We start from the raw sequence: 25543 nt of genomic DNA on the forward strand, positions 1-25543 counted from the left end.
CGGTCCTTCCAGACGGCAGGCTGTTCAGGCGGCGGGAGCGATCCGGGAGGAGACCCGGGCGGCGATCTCCGCCGGGCTGGCGTCGATGTCGCAGACGATGCCCAGCTCCCCGGACCCCAGCGGCTCCAGCGCCGCGAACTGGCTGTCGAGCAGGGTGGTCGGCATGAAATGGCCGGCGCGCAGCGCCATGCGGGCGTGGATGATGTCCCGGCTGCCGTCGAGATGGACGAACAGGACGCGCGTCCCCCCGGCGCTCAGCCGCTCGCGGTAGCGCCGCTTCAGCGCGGAGCAGGACACGACGATCGGCGCCTTCGCCTCCCGCGCCAGCGCGATGTGGGCGGCGATGGTGTCCAGCCAGCCCCAGCGGTCCTCGTCCTGCAGCGGGATGCCGGCGGACATCTTCGCGATGTTCTCCGGCGGGTGGAAGCCGTCGCCCTCCAGGAACTGCCAGCCGAGCCGCCGGGCCAGCTCCTCCCCCACCGAGGTCTTGCCGCAGCCCGCCACGCCCATCACCACGACCGCGTCCACGGCCCCGCTTGTGTTAGCGGTAACATCGGAAGACGGGGGAGCGCTCATGCCGGTCGGTCCTTGCAACATTACGGGAGGGGAGAGATGACGATGTTACCGCTAACAAACGAGACTTGTAAAGCCCAAAGGGGCGCGGGATAATGGCCGCCGGACAACTGGAACGCCGATGACCGCCACCCCCCGCAAACCCCGATCCTCGCGCAGCGGACGCGCCACCATGGCCGACGTCGCCGCCGCCGCCGGGGTCAGCGCCATGACCGTGTCCCGCGCCCTGCGACGGCCCGACACGGTCAGCGAGGAGGTGCGCGCCCGCGTCGAGGAGGCGAGCCGCCGCCTGGGCTTCGTGCCCAGCCGCGTGGCCTCGGCGCTCGCTTCGGCGCGGACGATGACGGTGGCGGTGCTGATCCCCTCCCTGACCAACGCCGTCTTCATCGACCTGCTGGCCGGCGTGCAGGAGACGCTGAGCCCGCAGGGCTACCAACCGCTGGTCGGCATCACCGGCTACGGCCCGGAGGCGGAGGAGCGCGTGCTGCGCACCCAGCTCGCCCACGATCCGGACGGGGTGATCCTGAGCGGGCTCGACCACACGCCGGGCACCTGGGACCTGCTGCGCGGCCTGAGGATCCCGGTCATCCACACCATGGATCTGGCCGCGGAGGGTGAACACGGCGATTGCCCGGTGCAGACGGTCGGCTTCTCGCAGTTCGACGCCGGCTACGCCGTCGGCGCGCATCTGGTGGCGCGGGGACGGCGGCGGATCGGGTTGATCGCCGGGCAGCTCGACCCGCGGACGCGCCAGCGCTGCGACGGCTGGCGGCAAGCGCTGCGCGACGCCGGGCAGCACGACCCGGCGCTTGAGTTGATGGTGCCGGACGCCACCTCCGTCGCGCTGGGCGCGGAGCTGCTGGAGCGCACGATGGCCACCCACCCGGACACCGACGCGCTGTTCCTGTGCAACGACGATCTGGCGCAGGGCGCGCTGTTCCAATGCGCACGGCTCGGCATTCCGGTACCGGAGCGGCTGGCCGTCGCCGGATTCAACGATCTGGCCGGGGCGGCCTGGACCGTCCCGCCGCTCACCACCGTCGCCACACCCCGCCGCGCGATCGGCGTGGAGGCGGCCCGCCTGCTGATCGCGGGCATGGCGGACCGGACGCCGAAAAGCCGGGAAAATCCGCAGCGTGTGGATCTGGGCTTCCGCCTGATGGTCCGCGAGACCACTTGAGAAACCGAAACCGACTCCCGCGCCGCGGGGCGTCATCAAAGTGCCCCCCCCGCACCGCGGGGGGATCATCAAAGAGAATGTACGGGAGTTCGTTGTGATGGTGCAGGGCAACTCGACCAGGACCGGAGCGGAAACCACCGCCATCGGCTCGGCCGACATCGCCGTCCTCGGCCTGGGCGTGATGGGGCGCAACCTCGCCGCCAATCTGGCCGACCACGGGGCCGTGGTGGCGGGCTACGACCTGGACGAGGGGCGCCGCGGTGCCTTCGCCGCCCAGGTGGGCAACGCCATCGCCTGCGCGTCGGTGGAGGAACTGCTGGGCGCGCTCAAGGCGCCGCGCACGATCCTGATGATGGTGCCCGCCGGCGCCCCGGTGGACGAGCTGACGGCCGCCCTGCTGCCCCGCCTGGCGCCGGGCGACGTGCTGATCGATGGCGGCAATTCCCACTTCCGCGACACCAACCGCCGCGCGGCGCTCGCCGCGACCGCGGGCGTGCGCTTCGTCGGGCTGGGCGTGTCGGGCGGCGAGGAGGGGGCGCGGCGCGGTCCCGCCCTGATGGCCGGCGGCGACGCCGAAGCGCTGGCCCCCGTCGCCCCGCTGCTGGCCGCCATCGCCGCCCGCGCGCCGGACGGCGAGTCCTGCTTCGCCCGCGTCGGGCCGGAGGGGGCGGGCCATTTCGTGAAGATGATCCACAACGGCATCGAATACGCCGACATGCAGCTGATCGCCGAGGCGTATCATCTTCTGCGCGAGATCGGCGGCTGCTCCTACGAGCGTCTGGCGGACATCTTCGCCGACTGGAACGGCGGGGAGCTGGCCTCCTACCTGATGGAGATCACCACCGACATCCTGCGCACCAAGGACGGCGAGACCGGCGCTCCGATCCTGGAGGTCATCCGCGACGCCGCCGGCCAGAAGGGCACCGGCCATTGGGCGGCGACCACCGCGCTGGAGCTGGGCATGCCCGCCCCGACCATCGCCGAGGCCGTGCACGCCCGCTGCCTGTCCGCCCTGAAGGACGAGCGCGTGCGCGCCGCCGAGGCGCTGGCCATCCCGCATGTTCCCGCCACGGAGGATCTGGTTGCGTCGGTCGGCGACGCGCTGCTCAGCGGACGGATCGCCGTCTACGCCCAGGGCTTCGCGGTAATCGCGGCGGGCAGCCGGCAGTTCGGCTGGGATGTCGATCTGGCGGCGGTGGCGCGCATCTGGCGCGGCGGCTGCATCATCCGCGCACGCCTGCTCGACCGCATCCTGACCGCGCTGAACCGCGCGCCGGAACTGCCGAACCTGATGCTGGACCCCGACATCGCCGGCCTGATGACCCGCGGCGACGCCGGCTTCCGCCGCGTGGTGGCCGCCGCGACGCTGGCCGCGGTGCCGGTGCCGGCGATGGCGTCGGCCCTGTCCTACTGGGACGGCTACCGCAGCGGCCGGCTGTGGGCCAACATGATCCAGGCCCAGCGCGACTATTTCGGCGCCCACGGCTACGAGCGCACCGACCGTCCGGGCATGGTGCACACGGAGTGGAAGGGGGCCTGAGGCCGCGGCGCGGGCCCCCACCCCGGCCCTCCCCCGCTCCGCGGGAGAGGGAGATCAGTCCCCTCCCCTGCGATAGCGGGGGAGGGTTAAAGCGGATTGCAATCCGCTTTGGACCGCGACGGTGGTCCCGGCCGCACATGCGGCCGAAGCCCGCCGGCAAGTGAGGCGATGTGAGTCTAAAGCGAACGGAAGTTCGCTTTAGGGTGGGGGCCTCACACCCGCACTCACCCCTTTGGAAACACCGGCGCCCGCTTCTCGAAGAAGGCGGTCACGCCCTCCCCGGCCTCGTCGTTGAACAGCGACTCCACGAAGGCGTCGCGCTCGCGGTCGAGCTGCTCCGCCAGCCCGCCGTAGGCCACCTCCAGCAGCCCCTTGGCGCGGCCCAGCGCGGCGGTCGGGCCGGCGGCCAGCCGTTCCGCCCAGGCGGTCGCCTCGGCCAGCGCGCCGCCGGGGGCGGTCAGCCGGTTGATCATGCCGAGCTGCGCCAGACGCGGCGCCCCGACGCGCCCGCCCTCGAACAGGATCTCCGCGGCGAGCTGCGGCGGCAGCGCGCGGGCCAGCGACGCCGTGCCGCCGCCGTCGGAGGTCAGCGCAACCTTGATGTAGGACAGGGTGAAGACCGCGTCCTCCGCCGCGACGATCAGGTCGCAGGCCAGCGCCAGCGGGAAGCCCGCCCCGCCCGCCGGCCCCTCGACCGCGGCGATCACCGGCTTGGGGCAGGCGCGCAGGCTGCGGATCATGGCGTGGAAGCTCTCCACCCCCGCCCGCACCGACTCGCGATCGCCGTTGCGCGCCTCCTTCAGCCATTTCAGATTGCCGCCGGAGCAGAAGGCCCCCTCGGCGCCGGTCAGCACCACCGCCCCGACGCTCGCGTCCGCCGCTGCCGCATCGAAGGCGGCGCGGGCCGCCTCCATCAGCGCCGGGCCGATCGAGTTGCGGGTGGCTGGATCGTTGATGGTCAGGCGCAGGACACGGCCGTCCTGCGCGATGTCCAGGCCGGTCTTCTTATCGTTCGTGTCGGTCATCGGGGCGTTCCCTCCGGATTTTCACTTCCCGGAGAATATTTGAACATTCCCTCGGCGGACGCCAGCAGCGCGCCGTCATCCTTGCGCCGCACCTCGCCCCGACAACCGACGATCTTGCGCCCGCCGCCCAGCAGCGTGCCGCGCGCCACCACCGTGCCGTCCGCCACGGCACCCAGAAAGCTGGAGGACAGCGACAGCGTGACCACCCGGCGCGAATGGCCGGGCACCACGCAGTGGGTCGCCGCGAATCCCATGACGGTGTCGAGCAGGGTCATCAGCGCGCCGCCGTGCAGGACGCCGCCCCGGTTGCGGTGCTGCGGCGCGATGGTCAGTTCCAGCTCCGCCACGCCGTCCTCCCAGCGCACCAGCGTGTAGCCGAGCAGGGTCTGGAAGCCGGAAGCCGGTTCCCCCTTCATCAAGTCGTCCATAAAAGCGCTCTCCAACCCGTCTTCTTGGTTCTGGAGCGCCAGTGTCGCACAGAAGGGCGTGTCAGTGCCGCCGCGCCGCCTTCAAAAAGCGCTCGCGGTCGCTGGAGCCGACGCGCATGTCGAAGACGTCGCCCTCCCGCTCCATGGTCAGCGGCACGTCGACCCCCGCCGGGCCAAGCTTCCACAGGGCGCGGTAGAAGTCGGCCAGCGAGCCCACCGGCTGCCCGGCGACGGCGCGCACCACGTCGCCGGCCCGCAGCTCCGCCCGCTGCGCCGGCCCGTCGCCGGCCAGCCCGACCAGCACCACCCGCTCCCGCTCGTCCTGCGTGGCGTAGAGGCCGAGCCAGGGGCGCGGCGGGTCGCTGACCCTCCCGCGGGTCATCAGGTCGTCGAGGATCGGCTTCAGCAGGTCGATCGGCACGTTCATGTTCAGCGGCAGGACGCGCTCCCCCTCGGCCCGGTACTGGAGCTGGAGGGAGCCAATGCCCAGCAGTTCGCCCCCCGCCCCCAGCATCGCCGTGCCGCCCCAGTTCGGATGGGCCGGCAGGGTGAACAGGGCGTCGTCGATCATGTACTCCCAATAGCCGGCGAACTCCTGGCGGGCGACCACCCGCGCGGTGATGGACCGCTGGCGCCCGCCGGCCCCGGCCACCACCACCGGGTCGCCCAACTGCACATGGCGCGACGAGCCGAGCATCAGCGCCGGCACGCCCAGCGGCGACAGCGCCTGCACCAGCCCGAATCCGCTGGTGTGGTCGTAGGCGACGACGTGGGCCTGCACCGCCCGCCCGTCGTTGGTGGTCAGCCAGATCTCCTCGGCCTCCGCGATCAGATAGCCGATGGTCAGGACCAGCCCGTCCTCGCGGATGACGGCGCCCTGCCCGGCGCGCTCCGTGCCCAGAACGCCGGCGGTGTAGGCGTCTTCAGGAACGCTGGCGCGCAGCCCGACCACGGCGGACAGCGCCCGGTCCAGATCATAGGCCAGATCATCCGGGTCGGGCTGGAATTGCGGCGGAATCCGCCAGTCGTCGGACGGGTTCATCGGCGGCTCCTTTGCGCAGGGGACGGTATGATCCTCTCCCCTTTCGGCGTGATTCTCTATCGCGTTATCTGGGCTCCATGGCCTTATTTGGGAAGTCGAACGCGCCTGCTAAGCCCGGCGTTCCTACCCCCCTCCTCCGCGCGTGAAACCAGCGAGCCGCAGCGATGTTGTCCGGGATCGCTTCACAAGGCGACCAACCGAGGGAGGACATGATGGGTCTGTTCGATTTCTTCCGCCGTGATCACGGCGAAAAGGTCGGTGCCGCGGACACCCCGACCGCCGACGAGCTGAAATCCCACCTGACGCAGGTCGGCCTGCCGACCAATGGGCTGGACATCCAGGTCGCCGACGACACGGTGACCGTGCGCGGCAGCGCCGCCTCGCAGGAGGAGAAGGAGAAGATCGCGGTGGCGCTCGGCAACGTGAAGGGCGTGTCGCGGGTGGACGACCAGACCGCCGTCATCGCCAAGGACCAGGGTGCGGGCGGCCCGGACCAGCCGACCGTTCCGCCGACCGGGCAGCCGGCCAGCCAGACGCAGTTCCACACGGTGGAGAAGGGCGACACCCTGTCCGCCATCGCCAAGAAGGTCTACGGCGACCCCAACCGCTACAACGCCATCTTCGAGGCGAACAAGCCGATGCTGAAGGATCCGAACAAGATCTATCCCGGTCAGGTCCTGCGCATCCCGCCGCAGTGAGGGCACGCCATTCCGCGGCGGGAGGCTCCCGCCGCGGGATCGGTCCGCAAAGGTGCAGATCGCGCCGGACTCTCCCGTCATTCCGACCGATCTCGAATTGCTCCGCCCAAGCCGCTCCGGCAGGCTCCCCGCCACGAACCGGCAAGGAGGAGCAGGCCATGAAGATCATCGGATACCCGGACGACCTCATTCCGCGGGTGGCGTCGGCCAGCCTGGGGACGTACCGGACCCGGCAGGAATGCGCGGATCTGCTGGCCGGGATGGCCGACGCGGAAAAGGCGTTCGGCTCGATCACGTGGCACAAGGTGATGCTGCTCGCCCTCACCAAGCCGGAGCCGTTGGACGAGGACACCATCCACGTCTACGAGAGCGAGGTGGACAACGCCATCGCCCGCGTGTTCCGCAAGATGAAGATGCTCAACACGCTGGCCGCCGCGGCCTCCAAGGATCTCGGCGCCCTGGCGAAGGCGAATCCGAAGGACGCGGTGGCGAAGAAGGCCCTTGCCGCCACCAAGGCGGTGCCGGGCGTCACAGCCAAGCTGGTGAAGGTCCTTGAGGATGCCATCGACAAGGACCGCAAGGACATCAAAGCCCGTCTGGCCAAGGACGAGGCGGCCCATGAAAAGCAGCGCAAGGCGGCCGAAAAGGCGGCGCAGCAAAACAATGGCGGCCAGTTCGTGAACCCCTTCCAGGGCAAGAGCCTCGCGGACATCCTGAAGAGCAGCAAGCTGACGCTGCTGCTGCACGCCTGCGCCGAGAAGGAACACAACGGCGAGAACATCGAATTCCTGTCGATCACTCGCAAGGGCATCGACCAGCGGGGGGCGCTGAAGCTCTACAACCTGTTCATCGACCCGAACGGAGCGAAGAGCCTGAACATCACGGCCCAGCAACGCAACGATTTCTCCAACGGGATCGGCACGGGCACCTATGTGGCGGCCCTGAAGGACATTCGGGAGCATGTCGAGCTGGTCGTCAGCCGGGACACCCTGAAGCGCGCCCAGGAACTCGGCGAACCCGCCCTGCGCAAGCTCGGTTACAAGTGACCCTCAAACAGCATTGGGCCGCCAGCGGGTCAGGCGCGCCGCCAGCCGGTCGAACCCGGCGTCCAGCACCACCGCCAGGGCGGCGACGATCACGGCGCCCTGGATGACGTAGGCGGGGTTGGAGCCGTTCAGCCCGACGATGATCGGCAGGCCGAGCGTCTTCGCCCCGACCGTGGAGGCGATGGCCGCCGTGCCGAGGTTGACGACCGCCGCCGTCCGCACCCCGGCCAGGATCACCGGGGCGGCCAGCGGCAGTTCCACCCGCCACAGCAGCGCGCCCGGCCCCATGCCCATGCCGCGCGCCGCCTCGCGCACCGGCTCCGGCACCGACTCCAGGCCGGCCACCGTGTTCTCCACGATGGGCAGCAGCCCGTAGAGGGTCAGGGCGATCAGCGCGGGCGCCGGGCCAAAACCGAGGACAGGGACCGAGACGGCCAGCACCGCCACCGGCGGGAAGGTCTGGCCCATCGCCGCCACCGCGTCGAGGACGCCGCGGAACTCCCGGCCGAAGGGCCGGGTCACCGCGATGCCCGCCGCCCCGCCCAACAGAACCGCGATCAGGCTTGCCCCGCCGGCCAGCGCAAGATGGTCCAGCGTCAGGGCGAGGAAGCCGTCCGCCTCGTACAAGGGCCGGTCGAGCGCCGGGAAGGCGGCGGCGAACAGCGGCTTCAGCGCCGGCATCCCCAGCACCAGCGCCGCCAGGACGAGCAGCCCCAGCGTCAGCCGGTCGGTCAGCAGGCTCCGCAGGCGGTTCACGGCCGGTCCGGCCCGCGCAGCAGGTCGGCGAGATGGAGCGTGCCCATCGGGCGTCCCTGCCCGTCCGCCACGGGAAGCCGGTCGGTGCCGCGCGCCACCATGGCGGCCAGCGCCTGACGCAGCGATGCCCCCGCCGCCAGGGGATCGCCCGGCGCCGTTTCGCCGGGGCGCGTCCGCTCCGCCACCGTTTCCACGGCCAGCCGCTTCAGCCCCCACTCCTCGCGCCCCACCAGATCGCGCACCCGGTCGTCGGCGGGGTCGGTCAGGATGTCGAGCGGCGTGCCGGTCTGCACCAGCCGCCCGCGGTCCAGAATGGCGATCCGGCTGGCCAGGGCCAGCGCCTCGTCCATGTCGTGGGTGACGAAGACGATGGTGGTCCCGGTCGCCGTGTGGATCGCCGCCATCTCCGCCTGCAAGGCGCCGCGGGTGATCGGATCGAGCGCGCTGAACGGCTCGTCCATCAGCAGGATGTGCGGCTCCGCCGCCAGCGCGCGGGCGACACCGACGCGCTGCTGCTGCCCGCCGGACAGTTCGTGCGGGTAGGCGCCGCGGTAGCGTTCCGGGTCGAGATTCAGCAGGGCGAGCAGCTCCGTCACCCGGTCGCGCACCCGCGCCCTGGGCCAGCCGAGCAGGTCCGGCACGGCGGCGATGTTGCGCTCCACCGTCCAGTGCGGGAACAGCCCGACGTTCTGGATCACGTAGCCCATGCGGCGGCGCAGCGCCTCCGGCTTCAGGCGGGCGATGTCCTCGCCCTCCACCCGGATCGTTCCGGCGTCCGGCGCGATCAGCCGGTTCATCATCCGCAGAACCGTGGATTTGCCGGAGCCGGATGGCCCGATCAGCACGCGGAACTCCCCGGCCGCCACGGTCAGCGACAAGTTATCGACGGCGGTCCAGGCGCCGAACCGCTTGGTCACCCCCTCGAAGGAGATCACGCCGCCGCCCTCCCGAAGTCTCGACAGCGCCAGCGCCGAGGCCAGCTTCAGCGCCGCGTCGGCGGCGACGGCCAGCAGGATCACCGGCACCGCCCCCAGCAGCACGAGGTCCAGCGCGTTGGCGAACAGCCCCTGGAACATGATCGCCCCCAGCCCGCCGGCGCCGATCAGCGCCGCCACCGCGGCCAGCCCGACCGCCTGGACCAGCGTGATCCGCAGCCCGGCCAGGAACACCGGCAGGGCCAGCGGCGCCTCGACCCGCCAGAAAATCTGGCGCGGCGTCATGCCGATGCCGCGCGCCGCTTCCCGCACCGGCTCCGGCACGCCGGCCAGCCCGGCCGCGGTGTTGCGCGCGATCGGCAGCAGCGAATAGAGCGTCAGCGCGATCACCGCCGGCACCGGCCCCACCCCGCCGATCCCCAGCCCCGGAAAGGCGGCGGCCAGCGCCGACAGCGGGGTGAGCAGCAGCCCGAACAGGGCGATGGACGGGATCGTCTGCACCACGTTCAGCACCGGAAAGACCAGCCGCCCCACGGCGGCGGAGCGCTGCGCCGCGATGCCCAGCGGCACGCCGATCAGCAAGGTCGGCGGCAGGGCCGCCGCGACCAAGGCGGCGTGGCGCAGCACGGCCCCGGCGAAGACGTCCCGCTGGTTGGCGTATTCCTTCATGATGGAGAGCTGGTCGAGATGCCCGGCGGCGAACTGCCCGCCGATCAGCGCCGCCACCAGCGCTCCCACGGCGACCCGCCCGGCGGGACCCAGCCCCAGCCGCCGCACCCCGTCCAAAACAGCGAGCAGAGCCGCCGCCTCCATCACCCAGAAGCCCGCCCCGAAGGAGGTCCGCGCCGCCGGGCTGGCCGTCGCGGCGAGCAGGACGGCGTGCTGCCCGGCCAGCCAGACCAGCCCCGCCGCCGCCAGAACGCCACCCCCGACATACAGGGCATTCACCGCCCGGCCCGGCCGCAGGAACGGCACGGCCAGCAGCAGGGCGACCGGCAGCAGCGCCGCCCCGCTCCACCCCGCGCCCGCCACCGTGCTCAGCGCGACGGCCTTTCCCGACAGCAGCCGGTTGGGCGCGAAGGCGAGGAACGGCAGGGCCAGCGCCGCCGCCACGGTCATGGCGGCGAGCAGCAGGGCGACGCGGTTGTGGATCGGACGGACGCGGGTCATCCTGTCAGTTCAGGCCGTCAGTTCAGGCCGTCAGTTCAGGAAGCCTTTCGACTTCAAATACGTCGTGGCGACCGCCCGCGGGTCCTGCCCCTCCACCGAAATCTTGGCGTTCAGCCCGCGCAGGGTCTCGGTGTCCAAGGATTTGAAGACCGGGTCCAGCAGGTCGCGGATCTTCGGATGGGCGTCCAGCACGCCGTCGCGGATGGTCGGGGCCGGGGCATAGACCATCTGCGCGCTCTTGGTGTCCTTCATGACCACGAGGTCCAGCGCGGCGATGGCGCCATCCGTGCCGTAAACCATGGCGGTGTTGACCCCGGATGTGCCCTCCGCCGCCGCGCGGATGGTCGCCGCGGTGTCACCACCGGCCAGCACCAGGATCTGGTCGGGCTTCAGCGTGAAGCCGTAGGATTTCTGGAAGGAGGGCAGCGCCGCCGGGCTCTCCACGAACTCCGCCGAGGCGGCGAGCTTCGCCGTGCCGCCCGCACCGACCCAGCGGGCGAAATCCTCCATGGTGGCGAGGTTGTTGGGTGCCGCCACGTCGCGACGCAGCGCGATGGCCCAGGTGTTGTTCGCCGGCGCCGGGGTCAGCCAGAACGATGTTGTTCTTGTCGCGGTCGAGCTGCTTCACCGTCTCGTAGCCGGCGGCGGCGTTCTTCCAGGCCGGATCGCTGTCGATGTTGAAGAAGAAGGCGCCGTTGCCGGTGTATTCCGGATAGACGTCGATCTCGCCGGCCAGCAGGGCGCTGCGCACGATCCGGGTGGGGCCGAGCTGGATCTTGTTCTCCACCGGGATGCCGTTGGCCTCCAGCACCTGGAGGATCATCGTGCCGAGCAGGCCGCTCTCGGCGTCCAGCTTCGATCCGACACGGACCTTGTCCGCCGCCACTGCGTCCGCCGCCACTGCGCTCCCCGCCGTCAGCAGCGCTCCCAGCGCCAGGGCGGCCACCGCCCGAACCACACGCCGCATCCCCCGCATCCTCCCAGCCATCGTCCAATTCGTCCGTCCGCCAGCATGGGGAAGCCGGGCCGCCGCGGCAACCCACCCTTTCCGCCTGTGCGGTCCGGCCGGTCCCGTGGCCGGAAGAGGGTCACGCCGTGACGTGGTCTTCCGCGTCGCGGGCCGCACGCGTCCGGGCGCCGTCCACCCAGCCGCCCAGTTCGCGCTCGACGAGGTCGGCCAGGAAGATGACATGGTCGGGATGGTCGTTCAGGCAAGGAATGTAGGTGAAGCGCTCGCCGCCCGCCGCCATGAAGGCGTCCTTCACCTGGAACTGGATCTCCTCCAGCGTCTCCACGCAGTCGGCGGAGAAGCCCGGCGCGATCACCGCGATCTTGGTCTTGCCGGCGCGGGCCAGTTCCTCGACGGTCTTGTCGGTGTAGGGCTTCAGCCACTCCGCCTTGCCGAAGCGCGATTGGAAGCTGTACTGCACGCGTCCCGGCTCCCAGCCCAGCCGCTCGGCCAGCAGGCGCGCGGTCTTCACGCAGAAGCAGTGGTAGGGATCGCCGCGGTCGAGATAGACCTTCGGCAGGCCGTGGAAGCTCGCCAGCAGGACGTCCGGCGTGTGGTCCAGCGCCGCGATGTGCCGCACCACCGAGCGGGCCAGCGCCTCGATGTAGCCCGGCTCGTCGTGGTAGGCGGGGACGGTGCGCACCGCCGGCTGCCAGCGCATGGTCATCAGGTGACGGAAGGCCTGATCGTTGGCCGTGGCCGTCGTGGTCGCCGAATATTGCGGGTAGAGCGGGAACAGCAGGATGCGGTCGCAGCCCTGGTCCTTCAGCCGCTGGATCGCCGGGCCGACCGCCGGCTGGCCGTAGCGCATGGCCCAATCCACGACGACCGAATCGCCGTGCCGCGCCGCCAACTCCGCCGCGACGCCCTCCGCCTGGGCGCGGGTGACGGTCTTCAGCGGGCTTTCGTTGCGCTCCTCATTCCAGATGCTCTTGTAGGCATGGCCGCTCTTGCCCGGACGCACGGTCAGGATGATGCCGTTCAGCACCGGCCACCACACCGCCTTCGGCACCTCGATCACGCGAGGGTCCGACAGGAACTCCTTCAGATAGCGGCGCATCGACCAGTAGTCGGTCGCCTCCGGCGTTCCGAGATTCATCAGAAGCACACCGACGCGGCGCGCGGGAACCGGCGGATGGTCGGCGGGCTTGGAAATGGGCTGCATGATGTCGGTCACCTCGATGTCGCGGCGGGCAGCATAATAGCGAGCCGAACCCATCGGAAGCAGCCCTTTGTCCCTATGCGGTCGATAGGGCCGGGCTATCCTCCGGCCGTTCGGACAGGCTCTTACGTCGCGCCCTCCGGCCGATCCGCGAAAACGGATTTCAGATCGACCGCGCCGTCCGACCGCGCGTCGAGGTCGAGCTGCCGCTCCACCTCGTCGAGATGCTCCATCATCAGCCGCATCGCCGCGCCCGGCGGGCCGGACTCCAGCGCCTCGACGAAGCGCCGGTGCTCGGTGGCGGAACAGGAGTGCGAGGACCGCCGCTCGAACGCCGCGATGGCGAGGCTGGAGCGGTCGATCAGGTCGGCCAGGATGCCGGCCAGGGTGGCGTTCCCGGCAAAGTCGGCGAGCAGTTGGTGGAACTGTCCGGACAGGCGGATCAGCGCCATGCGGTCGCCGGCCCGGTCGGCCTCCTCCTCCCGCGCCAGATGGGAACGCAGCTTCGCCGCCATCTCGTCCGGCAGGGGGCGGGCGGTGCGCTCCAGCGCCTCCACCACGGCGCGCTCGATCACGCGGCGGGCCTCGAACACTTCCCGCGCCTCCCGCGCGGTGGGTTTGGCGACGAAGGCGCCGCGGTTGGGGATCAGCGTCACCACGCGCCGCTGCGCCAGCAGGAGCAGCACTTTGCGCACCCGTTCCCGGCTGACGCCGAACACCTCGGCCAGGCTCTCCTCCGCCAGCTTGGTGCCGGGCGGCAGACGGCGGTCGGCGATGGCCTCGCCGATGCTGCGGACGATGCGGGCCTCCGCCCCCTCCCCCGCCCGCGAACGGCGCGGCGGGGGGCGCTCAGGACAGTCTTCATGATGGCACGGGTGCTGTTCAATTCGTTGCCGCCGATTGTGCACAAACCGGACCAGCGAACAAACGCAACGGCCGCGCCCTGCCCATGCATCGGGCACAGCTCACCCATGCACAATTTCGCGCCACAGCGCTGAAATCCTGACCAGTCGCCGATTTCTGCCGCCGGAAAACCACGGAAATCCGCCATTCACACGCTGGCATGGAACTTGCGGACATATTCGACAGCCGCAGCGGGACCTGCGGATTGTGCACAAAATCGGAGAGGGCCATGACCGCCAGATCGACCGCAGCCGGATCGCCCGCCACCGGATCAACCGTCGAACTGGTGAAGCTGCGCAAGTTCTACGGCTCCACCGTCGCGGTGGACGGCATCGACCTGCGCATCGCCGCCGGGGCCTATTGCTGCCTGCTCGGCCCCAGCGGCTGCGGCAAGACCTCCACGCTGCGCATGATCGCCGGGCATGAGGACATTTCCGACGGCGACCTGCTGATCGGCGACACGGTGGTGAACGGGGAGCCGCCGGCCCGCCGCGGCACCGCCATGATGTTCCAGAGCTACGCCCTGTTCCCGCATTTGGACTGCACCGACAACGTCGCCTTCAGCTTGAAGATGAAAGGGGTCGCGAAGGAGGAGCGGCGCCGCCGCGCGCGGGAGATGCTGGACCTCGTCCACATGTCCCAGTACGCGGACCGGCTGCCCGCCCAGCTCTCCGGCGGCCAGCAGCAGCGCGTGGCTCTGGCCCGCGCGCTGATCACCCGGCCGGGCGTGCTCCTGCTCGACGAGCCGCTGTCGGCGCTCGATCCCTTCCTGCGCATCCGCATGCGCGAGGAGCTGAAGCGCCTGCACACGGAGCTTGGCATCACCTTCGTCCATGTCACCCACAGCCAGACCGAGGCGATGGCGCTGGCCGACCTCGTGGTGGTGATGAACCAGGGCCGGATCGAACAGGCCGGCCCGCCGCGCGAGGTCTTCAACCAGCCGCGCACCGCCTTCGTCGCCCGCTTCATCGGCGGCCACAACGTGGTGGAGGACGCCGCCGGCCGCCGGGCCGTGCGGGCCGACCGCATCCTGCTCGGCCAGCCCGAGGGTACCGACCACCAACTGGAAGGCACCGTCCGCGCGCTGGAGTATCACGGCGCGTCGGTCCACCTGACGCTCGACGTGCCGGGTGCCGAGGATTTCGCCGTGGTGCTGGACGAATCCCGTTTCTACGACGCCCCGCTTGCCGTCGGTGACCGCGTGACCGCGGGCTGGCAGGCGCGCGACGTCCATCCCCTGGTTGCCTGATTTCCCGACCAATCCCCCAAAAAACCGACCGACCATACTGGAGGCACAGAGCATGACCGAGACGCGCACCGGTTCGCCCCTTTCCGCCGGGACCACCACAGGCGTCAGCCGCCGCACGCTGCTGAAGGGCACCGCCGCCGCCGCGGGTGTCGCCATCGGGTCGGGGGCGATCACCGGCTTCCCCACCATCTGGGCGCAGAACATCAAGAACGTCACGCTGCGCCAGTTCGGCACCGGCGTGTCGAACCTGAACGCCGTCGCCGACAAGGTGAAGGAGGATCTCGGCTTCACGCTGCAGATGACCGCGCTCGACAGCGACGCGGTGGCCCAGCGCGCGGTGACCCAGCCGAAGTCCTACGACATCGCCGACATCGAATACTGGATCTGCAAGAAGGTCTTCCCGGCCGGCGTGATGCAGCCGATGGACGTTTCCAAGATCAAGAACTTCGACAAGATCGTCCCGATCTTCGTCAACGGCAAGCTGACGCCGGAGAGCGCCGTCGCCCAGGGCACCGCCCCGCACACCGTCGGCTTCGTGGAGGGCAAGGACAGCATCAAGTTCGCCAAGTCGGCCACCCAGTGGATGACGCTGATCCCGACCATCTATAACGCCGACACGCTGGGCATCCGCCCCGATCTGGTCGGCCGCCCGATCAGCAGCTGGAAGGACTTGCTGGACCCGGCCTTCAAGGGCAAGGCGTCGATCCTGAACATCCCCTCCATCGGCATCATGGACGCCGCCATGGTCTGCGAGGCGATGGGCGAGGTGAAGTACGGCGACAAGGGCAACATGACCAAGGAGGAGATCGACAAGACCCTCAAGATCATGACCGACGCCAAGAAGGCCGGCCAGTTCCGCGCCTTCTGGAAGACCTTCGACGAAAGCGTCAACCTGATGTCGTCGGGCGAGGTCATCATCCAGTCGATGTGGTCGCCGGCCGTGGCCGCCGTGCGCGCCAAGGGCATCCAGTGCGTCTACCAGCCGCTGAAGGAAGGCTACCGCGCCTGGGGCGGCGGCCTCGGCATCGCCAAGCATCTGAACGGGCTGGAGCTGGAAGCCGCCTACGAGTACATCAACTGGTACCTGTCGGGCTGGGTCGGCGCCTATCTGAACCGCCAGGGCTATTACTCCGCCGTGCTCGACACCGCGAAGGAGCACATGTCGCCGGACGAGTGGGCCTTCTGGATGGAGGGCCAGCCGGCCAAGACCGACATCCTCAGCCCCGAGGGCAAGGTGATGGAAAAGGCCGGCGCGGTGCGCGACGGCGGGTCGTTCCAGGACCGCATGGGCCGTGTCGCCTGCTGGAACGCGGTGATGGACGAGGACCGCTACATGGTCCGCAAGTGGAACGAGTTCGTCGCGGCGTAACGACCGGACTTGCTCTACCCCCTCCCTTCCCGCGGCGCTGCCGCGGGCCCCTTCCCTCCCCCGCTTCGCGGGAGAGGGGGGATCCCCTCCCTCGCCGAAGGCGGGGGAGGGTTAGGGAGGGGGCGCCGCAAACTTCCATCACTCCCCCACGGCACCGGACCCCTGCGCCATGACCGTCTCCGCCGTCCCATCCGAAGCGTCCAGCGCGTCCGCGGCTCCGCGGGGCGGCGGGGTGCGCCGTTCCGTGCTGCGCCGGGTCGCCCCCTATCTCCAGGCCGGGCCGCTGGCCTTGACGCTGCTGGTCTTCCTGCTGATCCCCATCCTGACCATCGTCGCGGTCAGCTTCTGGGACTACGACAGCATCCGCATCTACCCGGATTTCGTGCTGACCAACTACGAGGAGCTGCTGACCTCTCCGGTCACCTGGAAGACCTACCTGAACACGGTGAAGTTCGCGGCGCTGACCTGGGTCATCACATTGCTGATTGGCTTCACGGTGGCCTATTTCCTGGCCTTCCACGTCCAGTCCACGACGTGGCAGATGGTGCTGTTCCTGGTCTGCACGATCCCGTTCTGGACCTCCAACATCATCCGCATGATCTCGTGGATTCCCTTCCTCGGGCGCAACGGGCTGCTGAATTCCGGGCTGATCTCCGCCGGGCTGATCGACCAGCCGCTGGAGTTCCTCCTGTTCTCGGACTTCGCGGTGGTGCTGGCCTTCGTGCACCTCTACGCGCTGTTCATGGTGGTGCCGATCTTCAATTCGATGATGCGCATCGACCGCGCCCTGGTCGAGGCGGCGCGCGACGGCGGCGCCAGCGCGGCGCAGGTGGTGTGGAACGTCATCCTGCCGCTGGCCAAGCCGGGCATCGCCATCGGCTCGATCTTCGTGGTCACGCTGGTGATGGGCGACTTCATCACCGTGCGCCTGATGAGCGGCGGGCAGAGCGCCTCCATCGGGCTGATGATCGCCAACGAGATTTCGCTGCTCCAATACCCCGCCGCCGCCGCGAACGCGGTCGTTCTGCTGGCCGTCGTCCTCATCATGGTCGTGGCGATGCTGCGCATCGTCGACATCCGCAAGGAGCTGTAAGCGATGATCGGCACCGGCACCCGGCGCGGCCTGTCCTTCTACCTGCTCGCCGCTTTCTTCGGGCTGTTCGTCCTGTTCCTCTACGGGCCGATCGCCACCATCACCATCCTGTCCTTCCAGGGGCCGGAGGGCGGGTTGACCTTCCCGATGAACGGCGTCTCCCTCCACTGGTTCAAGAACCTGTTCGAGCAGCAGGCGGTCGGCGATTTCGGCGGCTCCTTCCGCCGTTCGATCGCGCTGGGGCTGACGGTGATGGTGCTGACGGTGCTGTTCTCGCTGCTCGCCGGCTTCGCCTTCCGCCGCCGCTTCCTGGGCAGCGGGGCGCTGTTCTATCTGGCGGTGGCGAGCCTGATCGTGCCGTCGATCCTGGTCAGCCTGGGCATCGGCCTGCTCTTCAACATCCTGGGCATCGAGCCGACCTGGTACGGCTCGGCGCTCGGCGCGCATCTGACCTGGACGCTGCCCTTCGGCCTGCTGATCGTCTTCGCCATCTTCAACCGCTTCAACCCGGCCTACGAGGAGGCGGCGCGCGACCTCGGCGCCACGCCCTGGCAGACGGTGCGGCATGTGGTGCTGCCGATCCTGCTGCCCAGCCTGATCGGCGTCGGGCTGTTCGGCTTCACCCTGTCCTACGACGAGTTCGCGCGCACGCTGATGACCGCGGGGTCCTTCAACACCCTGCCGCTGGAGATCTACGGCATGACCACCAACGTCACGACGCCGGTGCTCTACGCGCTAGGCACGCTGACGACGCTGTTCTCCTTCACGGTGATCGGCCTGTTCCTGGCCGGGGTGATGATCCTGCGCCGCCGCCGGCTGCGGCGGACCGGCGCCGCCGGTTGACGGGAAAGGAACCAGCCATGCGAATCCTGGTCGTCAACCCGAACACCACCGCTTCGATGACCGCGAAGGCCGGGGATGCCGCCCGCGCCGTCGCGGCGCCGGGGACGGAGATCGTCGCCGCCAACCCGGCCATGGGTCCCGCCAGCATCGAGGGCTATTACGACGAGGCGCTGGCCGTCCCCGGCCTGCTGGAGGTGATCGCCGCCCACGGGCGCGCGGCACCCGGCATCGACGGCGTGGTGATCGCCTGCTTCGACGACGTCGGGCTGGACGCCGCGCGCTGCCTCTCCGCCGTCCCGGTGGTCGGCATCTGCGAGGCGGCGATGAAGACCGCCACCCTGCTCGGCGGGCGGTTCAGCGTGGTCACCACCATGCCGCGCTCCGTCCCGGCGCTGGAGCATCTGGCCGAGCGCTACGGCGTGGCCGGGCGCTGCCGGGTGCGCGCCGCCGGCGTGCCGGTGCTGGCGCTGGAGGACCCGGCGTCGGGCGCCGTGGAGCGGGTGCGCGAGACCATCCGCCAAGCCATCGCGGAGGACGGGGCGGAGAGCGTCGTTCTGGGCTGCGCCGGCATGGCCGATCTGGCGCGCGCCCTGACCGCCGAGATGGGCCTGCCGGTGGTGGACGGCGTCACCGCCGCGGTGAAGCTGGTGGAGGGGCTGGCCGCGCTGGGCTTGCGCACCGGCAAGACCGGCGGTTACGCTTTCCCCCTGCCCAAACCCTACGCCGGGGACATGGCGCGCTTCGCCCCCGCCCCGCAGCCGTGACCCGGAGGGACGCCATGGAAGGCTACCGCGTGCGCGTGATGAGCCGGGCCGAGCTGGATCTCGCCGTCGACTGGGCGCGGGCGGAGGGCTGGAACCCCGGCCTGCACGACGCCGGGGCCTTCCACGCCGTGGACCCCGAAGGCTTCCTGATCGGGGAGCTGGACGGCGAACCGGCGGCCTGCCTGTCCGTCGTCCGCTATCCCGAGAACTTCGGCTTCCTCGGCTTCTACATCGTGCGGCCCGACATGCGCGGGCGCGGCCTCGGCTGGGACCTCTGGCGGGCCGGGCTGAAGCATCTGGAGGGCTGCACCGTCGGGCTGGACGGGGTGGTGGCGCAGCAGGACAATTACCGCAAGTCCGGCTTCGCGCTGGCCCACCGCAACATCCGCTACGGCGGCGCGCCGCCCGCCGGAACCTCCTCCGCCGCGGCGCTGGTGGACGCGCGGACGGTGCCCTTCGACCGGCTGCTGGACTGGGACCGCGCGCTGTTCCCGGCGCCGCGCGCCGGCTTCCTGTCCAACTGGATCACGCTGCCCGGCGCCACCGCGCTGGCCGCCGTGGTGGGCGGCGAGTTGCACGGCTTCGGGGTGATCCGCCCCTGCCACAGCGGCAGCAAGATCGGCCCGCTCTACGCCGCCGACCGCGGCACGGCGCGCGATCTCGCTCTTGCGCTCGCCGCCACGGCGGGCGACGGCCCGATTTTCCTCGACGTTCCGGAGGTCAACCGCGACGCCGTGCTGCTGGCGGAGGAGCTGGGCCTGACCCCGCAGTTCGAAACCGCCCGCATGTATCTGGGCCCCGCCCCAACCATCGACACCGCGCGCCTGTTCGGCGTGACGACCTTCGAGCTGGGCTGAAGACGGGCAAGCGTTACCGTAACAGTCGGTTACCAAACAGGGGACCGCCGGACACACGCCGGCAACAGGGCGCGCGCAGCATCGGGGCATCGGGATCACGATCCCGGCCTGACGAGAAAAGGGACACCCCCATGTCGCGCACCCTGATCGCCGCCATGACCACCGCCACCATGCTGGTCGGCCTGGGCACCCAGGACGCCTCCGCCGCCGGTTGGGGACCGGATCATCGCGAACCGCCGCGGATCGAACGGGACCACCGCGGCCCCAATGCGCATTGCCCGGAAGCCCATCGCCCGCCGCCGCCAGTCCACCACACGGCCCGGCATTGGAGGCCCGGCGACCGGCTGCCCGCCGCCTACGCGTCGCGGCGCCACGTCATCGCCACGCCCGCCGCTTATCACCTGCACCGTCCGCCGCGCGGCCATCACTGGGTCCGCGCCGGGTCGGACGCCGTTCTGGTGGCGTCCCGCTCGGGAATCATGGTCCGGAACGTTCCCGGCCTGTTCCGCTGAGAACCTGCCCTTCCTTCATGGACGAGGTCCGGCCCGGCGGTCTACTCTCCCCCGAGTTGCACCGACTTTCCCCGCGATGCCCGATCCCATGATGGACGCTCCATGACGGTCAGCCATACCCCCCCGCCTTCGCTCACCGATGCCCTGACCCTGCACAACGACGGCTGCGGCGACGAGGCGGAGCGGGCGTACCGCCAGATCCTGAAGCGCGAGCCGCGGAATCCCGACGCCTGGCATCTGCTGGGCGTGCTGCAGTCCGAGCGGGGGGATCACGACGCCGGGATCGCCGGGATCCGCACCGCCCTGTCCATCCGCGACGCCTTGGAATACCACCTGAATCTCGGCTCCGCCCTGCTCGACGCCGGCCGCACGGACGAGGCGCTGGTCACCCTGATGGCGGCGCTGCGCCTCGGCCCGGAGCGGGCGGACGTCCACTTCCGGCTGGGCAACCTATTCCGTCAGCAGCGCCGGCCCAACGAAGCCGTCGCCGCCTACCGTCAGGCCATCGCCCTCCAGCCCGGTTTCGTGGAGGCGTTGAACAACCTCGGCTCCCTGTTCCTGGAGGTCGGGCAGACCGACGCCGCCGTCGCCGCCTTCACCGACGCCATCCAGGCGGCGCCGGCCAACGCCGAATCCCACGGCAACCTCGGCTACGCGCTGGACCTGCAGGACCGGCTGGGCGAGGCGGCGGCGGCCCACCGCGTCGCCCTGACCTTCCGGCCCGATTTCGCCCTGTCCTGGTCCAACCTCGGCAACGTCCTGAAAGGGCAAGGGCATCTGGAGCAGGCCATGGCCGCCTACCGCTCGGCGTTGACGCACCGTCCGGATTTCCCGATGGCGCACAGCAACGTGCTGATGGCCCAGCATTACCTGCCGGAGTGCGGAAACGCCGACTTCCTCGCCGCCGCCCGCGGCTGGGCCGAACGAAACGGCGGCGGCGTTGCTGTGGCCGCTCCGGCGGTGCGCGACGACAGCCCCCGCCCGCTGCGCATCGGCTACGTCTCCAGCGACTTCAACAGCCATCCGGTCGGCTATTTCCTGGAAAGCGTCCTGCGGGCGCACGACCGCAAGGCGGTCACCGCCTTCGGCTACGCCAACAACGGCCGCACCGACGACGTGACGGAGAGCCTTCGCGCCGCCGCCGACGGCTGGCGGCCGATCGTCGGCCTGGACGACGCGGCGGTGGCCGACCTGATCCGCCGGGACGGCATCGACATCCTCGTCGATCTCTCCGGCCATACGGGGAACAACCGCCTCACCCTGTTCGCCCGGCGGCCCGCGCGCGTCCAGGCGAGCTGGCTCGGTTATTTCGGGACGACCGGCCTGCCGGCCATGGACTGGATCATCGCCGACCGCCATGTCCTGCCGCCGGGCGAGGAGCGCTTCTTCACCGAGAAGGTCTGGCGCCTGCCCGACAGCTATCTGTGCTTCACCCCGCCGGCGGAGGATGTGCCGGTCGGGCCGCTCCCGGCGCTCGGCGGCGGGCCGGTCACGCTCGGCGCCTTTCACAACCGGGCCAAGATCACCCGGCCGACCGTCGCGCTGTGGGCGCAGGTCCTGACCGCGCTGCCGCAGGCCCGCCTGCTGCTGAAATCGCGGGAGTTCGGCGATTACGGCGTGCGGCAGGCGTTGCGCGACCAGTTCGCCGCCCACGGCATCGCGCCGAACCGCCTGCGCATGGAGGGCAAGACGCCACGGGCCGATTATTTCCGCAGCCACAACGGCATCGACCTCGCGCTGTCCCCCACCCCCTTCGGCGGCGGCACGACGACGGCCGAAAGCCTGTGGATGGGCGTGCCGGTGGTGACCCTGCGCGGCGACCGCTGGGCGGGGCGGATCGGGGTCAGCTTCCTGGAAACGCTCGGCCTCGCCGACCGGTTGGTGGCGGATGGCCCGGCGGACTACGTCGCCAAGACCGCCGCCCTGATCGGCGACCTGGACTCCCTGGCCACCCTGCGCGCCGGGTTGCGGGAGCGCGTGCGCCGCTCGCCGCTGTGCGACGCGCCGGCCTTCGCCCGGTCGCTGGAGGAGGCCTATCGGTCGATGTGGCGCGAACCGTAAGGGGGCCGTGGGCGTGCCAAAGGAAGTCCTTCCGATACGCCCTGGCACAACGGCGCGGACCATGCGTTGAAAGGACCGACGACGCAGCGGAAGCGAGGCCGAGACGCCGATGATGAAAGATCCCAAACAGATCGCGCGGGTTGCCCTGCAATCGGCCCGCGTCAATGTCGAGGTCTACGAGGCCTGCGGCCTGATCGACGCGCCCTCGGCGCACGGTCTGCGCTACAAGATCGCCGTGCAGGCCAGCGACGTGAACGGCGACGAGTGCCGCTTTCCCTCCTGCGCCTGCCCCTGGCCGGACTGCTCCCGCCAAGCGGAGGCGGAAGCGGAAGGCGATCAGCCCAGCGGGCCGACCGTCTCCACGTAACGCTCCATGGCGGCCACGCCCTCTTCGGTCAGTTCGATGAAGACGCGGCGGCCGTCCTTGTCGTCGGCGATGCGCCGGACCAGCCCGCGGTCGTGCAGGTCGGTGATGCGGCGCAGCGCCGTCGTCTGGGCAACACCGGAGGCGATGCACAGCGACGACACGGAAATCCGCCGCCCCTGGAGATGATTGATCATCAGGTCCAGCAGCATGTCCCAGCAGGGGTCCTCGAACAGGCCCTTGGGGAAGAACTTCTCGCGGGCGGCGCGCTTGCGCCGGATCGCCGTCAGGATGCCCAGGCTGTCCGGCACACCCGTTTCGGTCGCGTCGTCGCACAGCGACGGCACCCCGGCGGACGCCGCCACGGCCACGGCCGGCGCCATCGCTGCGACGGCTTGGCGTTGGACGGCGACGAAGGGCATCACGCGGGCCGCCGCGGCTTCTCCACGCAGGGCGCGCACCGTCTCGACCAGCGCCAGACCGTGGCGGTAGGCCTGCTCCAGCGCGTCGTCGCGGCTGTCCATGGCCACCGGCGAAAGATCCGGAGCCGAAGACGCGATCCCCTCCCCGCCATCGAGGACGCGGGCCAGCGCGCGTTCGATCTGCGCTTCGTCCTCCGGGTCGGTCACCACGTCGGCGGCCTCGAGCCGCAGGGCGCGCACCACGTCGTCCGCCTCGGGGTTGCGGGCGAAGAGGATGCAGGCGAGGCCGCGGTGGGTGCGGTGCAACCGCTCCATCAGCGCCAGCCCGTCGAACCAGGGCGACCCGCCATCCACGAAGACGACGCCGACGCTGCGGTCGACGTCGAGCAGGCCGAGCGCCGAGATCACGTCGCGCGTGTCCTGCACCCGGTGGCCGAGCCGCAGCGCGCAGTCGCGAATGCCCGCGATGGCCGCGCTGTCGTTGCCGATGATCAGAATGGAAGGCGCCGCCGAGTACGCCGGTGCCGAGCAACCCGCCGCCGTTTGGCCGGCTGCCGTTTGACCGGCGGCCATGTGACCCGTCAGCGCGAGACGCTCCGCCGAACGCGAAACCAGGGACCGTTGCATGCCGCTCTCACCCGCATCAGATCGCGCGCCGGTTAGCCGGCGGCGGTGTCAGGCCCGGCGCGGCGACCCGATGCGGCGGAACGCTCCGCCACTTCCAGTTACCCCGCTTGGAACCGTCAATCATTCGTTGGGTGATGTATAGCATTACCCCGTTCGAACGCGTATCAACGGCCGTTGATACTTTTCGATCGGAGTAACATGCGGTTTATTATTGCATATTAATCATTATCGTCAAGATTCGTCGGATTCCAATGCATAACCAACCCCGCGAACGGTAACGATCGGCGAGGCGGCGCCGTCGTCCAGCCGCATCTTGCGGCGCAGGCGGGTGATGAGCGTGTCCACCGTATGCTCGCTGATGGAGCGCGGGTCGCGGTTGCTGATGACGTCCAGCAGATACTCGCGGCTGACCGGGTTGGGCCGCATGGCCGCCAGCGCCGCCAGGATGTTGAACTCGCCGGTGGTCAGGGCGAGGTAGGAACCGTCGGGACGGAACAGCGCCCGGCGCACCAGATCCAGGCGCCATCCCCGGAAGGCCAGCGGCGCGTCGGGCGACGGCCCCGCCGCCCCCTCCGCGGATGCGGCCGGAACGGCGGACGCCCCGGAGCGGCGCAGCAGGTTGCGGATGCGGATCAGCAATTCCAGCAGATCGACCGGCTTGGTCACGTAATCGCCGCCATGGGACAGGCCGGCGATGCGGTCGGTCGGGCTGTCGCGCCCGGTCACGAAGATCAGCGGGACGGTTTCCCCCAGCCGCAGCCGCTCGGCCAGGGCCAGCCCGTCGCAATCCGGCAGGTTGATGTCCAGCAGCACGAGGTCCGGCCGGTCCCGCGCGACGCGCTCGGTCATCTCGGCGCCGTTCGCCGCCCGCAACACCCGCAACCCCTGGCTTTCCAGATAGGTGGCGATCAGATCCTGCGTTTCGGGAGAATCCTCGACCACCAGCACGGTCCGCCCGATCAGTTCCGATCCGACGCTCATGCCGCCCTGCCTGCCGCTGCCGCTGCCGGTCCTGTCCCGTCAAGCCCCGTCGCAACAACCGCTGTCGCAACCATCCTTGTCGCCGTCATGTCAGCCCCGCCTCCCCCTTTTCGATGGCGCGCAGGGCGGCGTGAAGCCGATCCCGAAGCGCCGCCGCGTCCCCGTGCATGGAAGCGGCCCCCCCGCCTCCGCTTTCGACGGCTTGCGCCGTCCGCTCCAGCGCCCGCGCCGCGGCGCTCACCTCCGGAAAGCCATAGGTGCCGCCGCTGCCCTTCATGCGGTGGGCCGCGTCGACGACACGCCGGGGCGGCGAGTCCGCGTCATCGAGCACCGCCAGCACGTCCCGGCAGGCCTGGGCGAAGCGCTCCATCAGCCGGGCGCGGTCGGCGCTCGACAGCCCGCCGGAGACGGGTGCCCCGGAAAGCGGCCCACCCTGGAGCGCGGCGGACGGAGCGGGCGCGCAGGAGCCGGACGGCGCGTGGCGGGCGAGCGCGTCCTGAAGCGCATCGGGGTCCACGGGCTTCGCCACCACCTCGTCCACGCCGGCGTCCAGATAGTCCGCCCGATCCTCCGGAGAGCTGTTGGCCGTCACCGCGATCACCGGCACCAGCGCCCGCTCGGCGTCCGGCAACGCGCGGATGCGCCGCGTCACCTCCACCCCGTCGATTCCCGGCAGCCGCATGTCGAGCAGCACGACGTCCATGGCGCGGCCGGCCAGCACGGCCAGAGCCTCCTCGCCGCTGTCCACATAGACGGCGCGGTGGCCGCCGGGCGCCAGATACTCGCGCAGGATCGCCTGGTTCTCCGGCGCGTCCTCGACCACCAGGATGTCCAGAACTCCCCGGCGCCGGCATGGGCGCGGCCCGGCCCGGCGACGGATCGGCGACCGGAAGCGGGCGGGTCGGCAGCGAGACGGTGAAGAGGGAGCCGCCGC

At 70.5% G+C, this 25543-nt stretch carries 25 protein-coding genes and 2 pseudogenes; 13 read left to right on the forward strand and 14 right to left on the reverse strand.

Features of this window, described 5'->3' with window-relative positions:
* Nucleotides 1-24: 24 nt before the first annotated feature.
* Entirely contained in the window at nt 25-528 is a 504-nt protein-coding gene (locus ACWPN5_RS21120) for a gluconokinase (protein WP_492297205.1), read from the reverse strand.
* A 166-nt stretch (nt 529-694) separates the two neighbouring features.
* Between ACWPN5_RS21120 and gntR the strand changes: the two genes are divergently transcribed.
* Together gntR and gnd are read left to right on the forward strand one after the other, a co-directional pair.
* Entirely contained in the window at nt 695-1753 is a 1059-nt protein-coding gene (gene gntR, locus ACWPN5_RS21125; protein ID WP_492297207.1) for an HTH-type transcriptional regulator GntR, read from the forward strand.
* A gap of 97 nt (nt 1754-1850) precedes the next feature.
* Entirely contained in the window at nt 1851-3293 is a 1443-nt protein-coding gene (gene gnd, locus ACWPN5_RS21130; RefSeq protein ID WP_492297208.1) for an NADP-dependent phosphogluconate dehydrogenase, read from the forward strand.
* Between the two features lie 224 nt (nt 3294-3517).
* On the opposite strand, the gene ACWPN5_RS21135 is transcribed toward gnd, so the two are convergent.
* From ACWPN5_RS21135 to ACWPN5_RS21145, 3 genes are all read right to left on the reverse strand, one after another.
* The gene (locus tag ACWPN5_RS21135) at nt 3518-4318 is read right to left on the reverse strand and encodes an oxepin-CoA hydrolase, alternative type (protein ID WP_492297209.1); all 801 of its coding nucleotides are present in this window, start codon (nt 4316-4318) and stop codon (nt 3518-3520) included.
* Entirely contained in the window at nt 4315-4734 is a 420-nt protein-coding gene (locus ACWPN5_RS21140) for a PaaI family thioesterase (RefSeq protein ID WP_492297210.1), read from the reverse strand. The genes ACWPN5_RS21135 and ACWPN5_RS21140 overlap by 4 nt, the downstream gene beginning before the upstream one ends.
* A gap of 73 nt (nt 4735-4807) precedes the next feature.
* A complete protein-coding gene (locus ACWPN5_RS21145; RefSeq protein ID WP_492297211.1) occupies nt 4808-5788 on the reverse strand; it encodes a S1C family serine protease in 981 nt (326 codons plus the stop codon).
* 209 nt (nt 5789-5997) lie between these two features.
* Between ACWPN5_RS21145 and lysM the strand changes: the two genes are divergently transcribed.
* The gene (gene lysM / locus ACWPN5_RS21150) at nt 5998-6486 is read left to right on the forward strand and encodes a peptidoglycan-binding protein LysM (RefSeq protein ID WP_282184070.1); all 489 of its coding nucleotides are present in this window, start codon (nt 5998-6000) and stop codon (nt 6484-6486) included.
* 158 nt (nt 6487-6644) lie between these two features.
* Nucleotides 6645-7532 (forward strand): regulator of G-protein signaling domain-containing protein, encoded by an 888-nt coding sequence (locus ACWPN5_RS21155; RefSeq protein ID WP_137116075.1) that lies wholly within the window; start codon nt 6645-6647, stop codon nt 7530-7532.
* A gap of 3 nt (nt 7533-7535) precedes the next feature.
* Here ACWPN5_RS21155 and ACWPN5_RS21160 read toward each other — a convergent pair whose 3' ends face one another.
* The 6 genes and pseudogenes from ACWPN5_RS21160 to ACWPN5_RS21185 form a co-directional block, all read right to left on the reverse strand.
* Nucleotides 7536-8288 carry an ABC transporter permease gene (locus ACWPN5_RS21160; protein ID WP_492297213.1) on the reverse strand — a complete coding sequence of 251 codons (753 nt, stop codon included), beginning with the start codon at nt 8286-8288 and terminating at the stop codon, nt 7536-7538.
* Nucleotides 8285-10393: an ATP-binding cassette domain-containing protein gene (locus ACWPN5_RS21165; protein WP_492297214.1), complete on the reverse strand. Its 2109-nt coding sequence runs from the start codon at nt 10391-10393 to the stop codon at nt 8285-8287. The genes ACWPN5_RS21160 and ACWPN5_RS21165 overlap by 4 nt, the downstream gene beginning before the upstream one ends.
* A gap of 30 nt (nt 10394-10423) precedes the next feature.
* Entirely contained in the window at nt 10424-10930 is a 507-nt protein-coding gene (locus tag ACWPN5_RS21170) for a glycine betaine ABC transporter substrate-binding protein (protein ID WP_492297216.1), read from the reverse strand.
* 100 nt (nt 10931-11030) lie between these two features.
* Nucleotides 11031-11585, reverse strand: a pseudogene (locus ACWPN5_RS21175) (glycine betaine ABC transporter substrate-binding protein); the annotation flags it as partial.
* A complete protein-coding gene (gene hemH / locus ACWPN5_RS21180) occupies nt 11482-12621 on the reverse strand; it encodes a ferrochelatase (protein WP_492297217.1) in 1140 nt (379 codons plus the stop codon). The gene hemH and the pseudogene ACWPN5_RS21175, both read right to left, overlap by 104 nt.
* Before the next feature lie 68 nt (nt 12622-12689).
* Nucleotides 12690-13472 carry a GntR family transcriptional regulator gene (locus tag ACWPN5_RS21185; RefSeq protein WP_492297219.1) on the reverse strand — a complete coding sequence of 261 codons (783 nt, stop codon included), beginning with the start codon at nt 13470-13472 and terminating at the stop codon, nt 12690-12692.
* Nucleotides 13473-13696: 224 nt separating this feature from the next.
* On the opposite strand from ACWPN5_RS21185, the gene ACWPN5_RS21190 reads away from it, so the two are divergent.
* The 9 genes from ACWPN5_RS21190 (at nt 13697) to ACWPN5_RS21230 (ending at nt 22582) form a co-directional block, all read left to right on the forward strand.
* Complete coding sequence (locus tag ACWPN5_RS21190; RefSeq protein ID WP_492297221.1) at nt 13697-14716, forward strand: ABC transporter ATP-binding protein; 1020 nt, start codon at nt 13697-13699, stop codon at nt 14714-14716.
* 52 nt (nt 14717-14768) lie between these two features.
* Nucleotides 14769-16085 carry an ABC transporter substrate-binding protein gene (locus ACWPN5_RS21195; RefSeq protein ID WP_492297223.1) on the forward strand — a complete coding sequence of 439 codons (1317 nt, stop codon included), beginning with the start codon at nt 14769-14771 and terminating at the stop codon, nt 16083-16085.
* A gap of 169 nt (nt 16086-16254) precedes the next feature.
* Nucleotides 16255-17178, forward strand: coding sequence for an ABC transporter permease (locus ACWPN5_RS21200; RefSeq protein ID WP_137104899.1), 924 nt, complete (start codon nt 16255-16257; stop codon nt 17176-17178).
* Nucleotides 17179-17181: 3 nt separating this feature from the next.
* Entirely contained in the window at nt 17182-18021 is an 840-nt protein-coding gene (locus tag ACWPN5_RS21205) for an ABC transporter permease (RefSeq protein WP_492297225.1), read from the forward strand.
* A gap of 17 nt (nt 18022-18038) precedes the next feature.
* Entirely contained in the window at nt 18039-18785 is a 747-nt protein-coding gene (locus ACWPN5_RS21210; protein WP_492297226.1) for an aspartate/glutamate racemase family protein, read from the forward strand.
* 14 nt (nt 18786-18799) lie between these two features.
* Entirely contained in the window at nt 18800-19642 is an 843-nt protein-coding gene (locus ACWPN5_RS21215; RefSeq protein WP_492297228.1) for a GNAT family N-acetyltransferase, read from the forward strand.
* A gap of 131 nt (nt 19643-19773) precedes the next feature.
* Entirely contained in the window at nt 19774-20154 is a 381-nt protein-coding gene (locus ACWPN5_RS21220) for an RcnB family protein (RefSeq protein WP_492297230.1), read from the forward strand.
* A 102-nt stretch (nt 20155-20256) separates the two neighbouring features.
* Nucleotides 20257-22215 carry an O-linked N-acetylglucosamine transferase, SPINDLY family protein gene (locus ACWPN5_RS21225; protein WP_492297232.1) on the forward strand — a complete coding sequence of 653 codons (1959 nt, stop codon included), beginning with the start codon at nt 20257-20259 and terminating at the stop codon, nt 22213-22215.
* Nucleotides 22216-22324: 109 nt separating this feature from the next.
* The gene (locus ACWPN5_RS21230; RefSeq protein WP_200479568.1) at nt 22325-22582 is read left to right on the forward strand and encodes a hypothetical protein; all 258 of its coding nucleotides are present in this window, start codon (nt 22325-22327) and stop codon (nt 22580-22582) included.
* On the opposite strand, the gene ACWPN5_RS21235 is transcribed toward ACWPN5_RS21230, so the two are convergent.
* The 4 genes and pseudogenes from ACWPN5_RS21235 to ACWPN5_RS21250 form a co-directional block, all read right to left on the reverse strand.
* The gene (locus ACWPN5_RS21235; RefSeq protein ID WP_200479569.1) at nt 22552-23628 is read right to left on the reverse strand and encodes a response regulator; all 1077 of its coding nucleotides are present in this window, start codon (nt 23626-23628) and stop codon (nt 22552-22554) included. The two genes, ACWPN5_RS21230 and ACWPN5_RS21235, sit on opposite strands and share 31 nt — an antisense overlap.
* Before the next feature lie 231 nt (nt 23629-23859).
* A complete protein-coding gene (locus ACWPN5_RS21240) occupies nt 23860-24609 on the reverse strand; it encodes a response regulator (protein WP_492297234.1) in 750 nt (249 codons plus the stop codon).
* 85 nt (nt 24610-24694) lie between these two features.
* A complete protein-coding gene (locus ACWPN5_RS21245; RefSeq protein WP_492298010.1) occupies nt 24695-24979 on the reverse strand; it encodes an Hpt domain-containing protein in 285 nt (94 codons plus the stop codon).
* Nucleotides 24980-25156: 177 nt separating this feature from the next.
* Nucleotides 25157-25432 (reverse strand): annotated as a pseudogene (locus ACWPN5_RS21250) (response regulator); the annotation flags it as partial.
* Between the last annotated feature and the right edge of the window lie 111 nt (nt 25433-25543).

Source organism: Azospirillum sp. UENF 211521 (genome assembly GCF_058780535.1).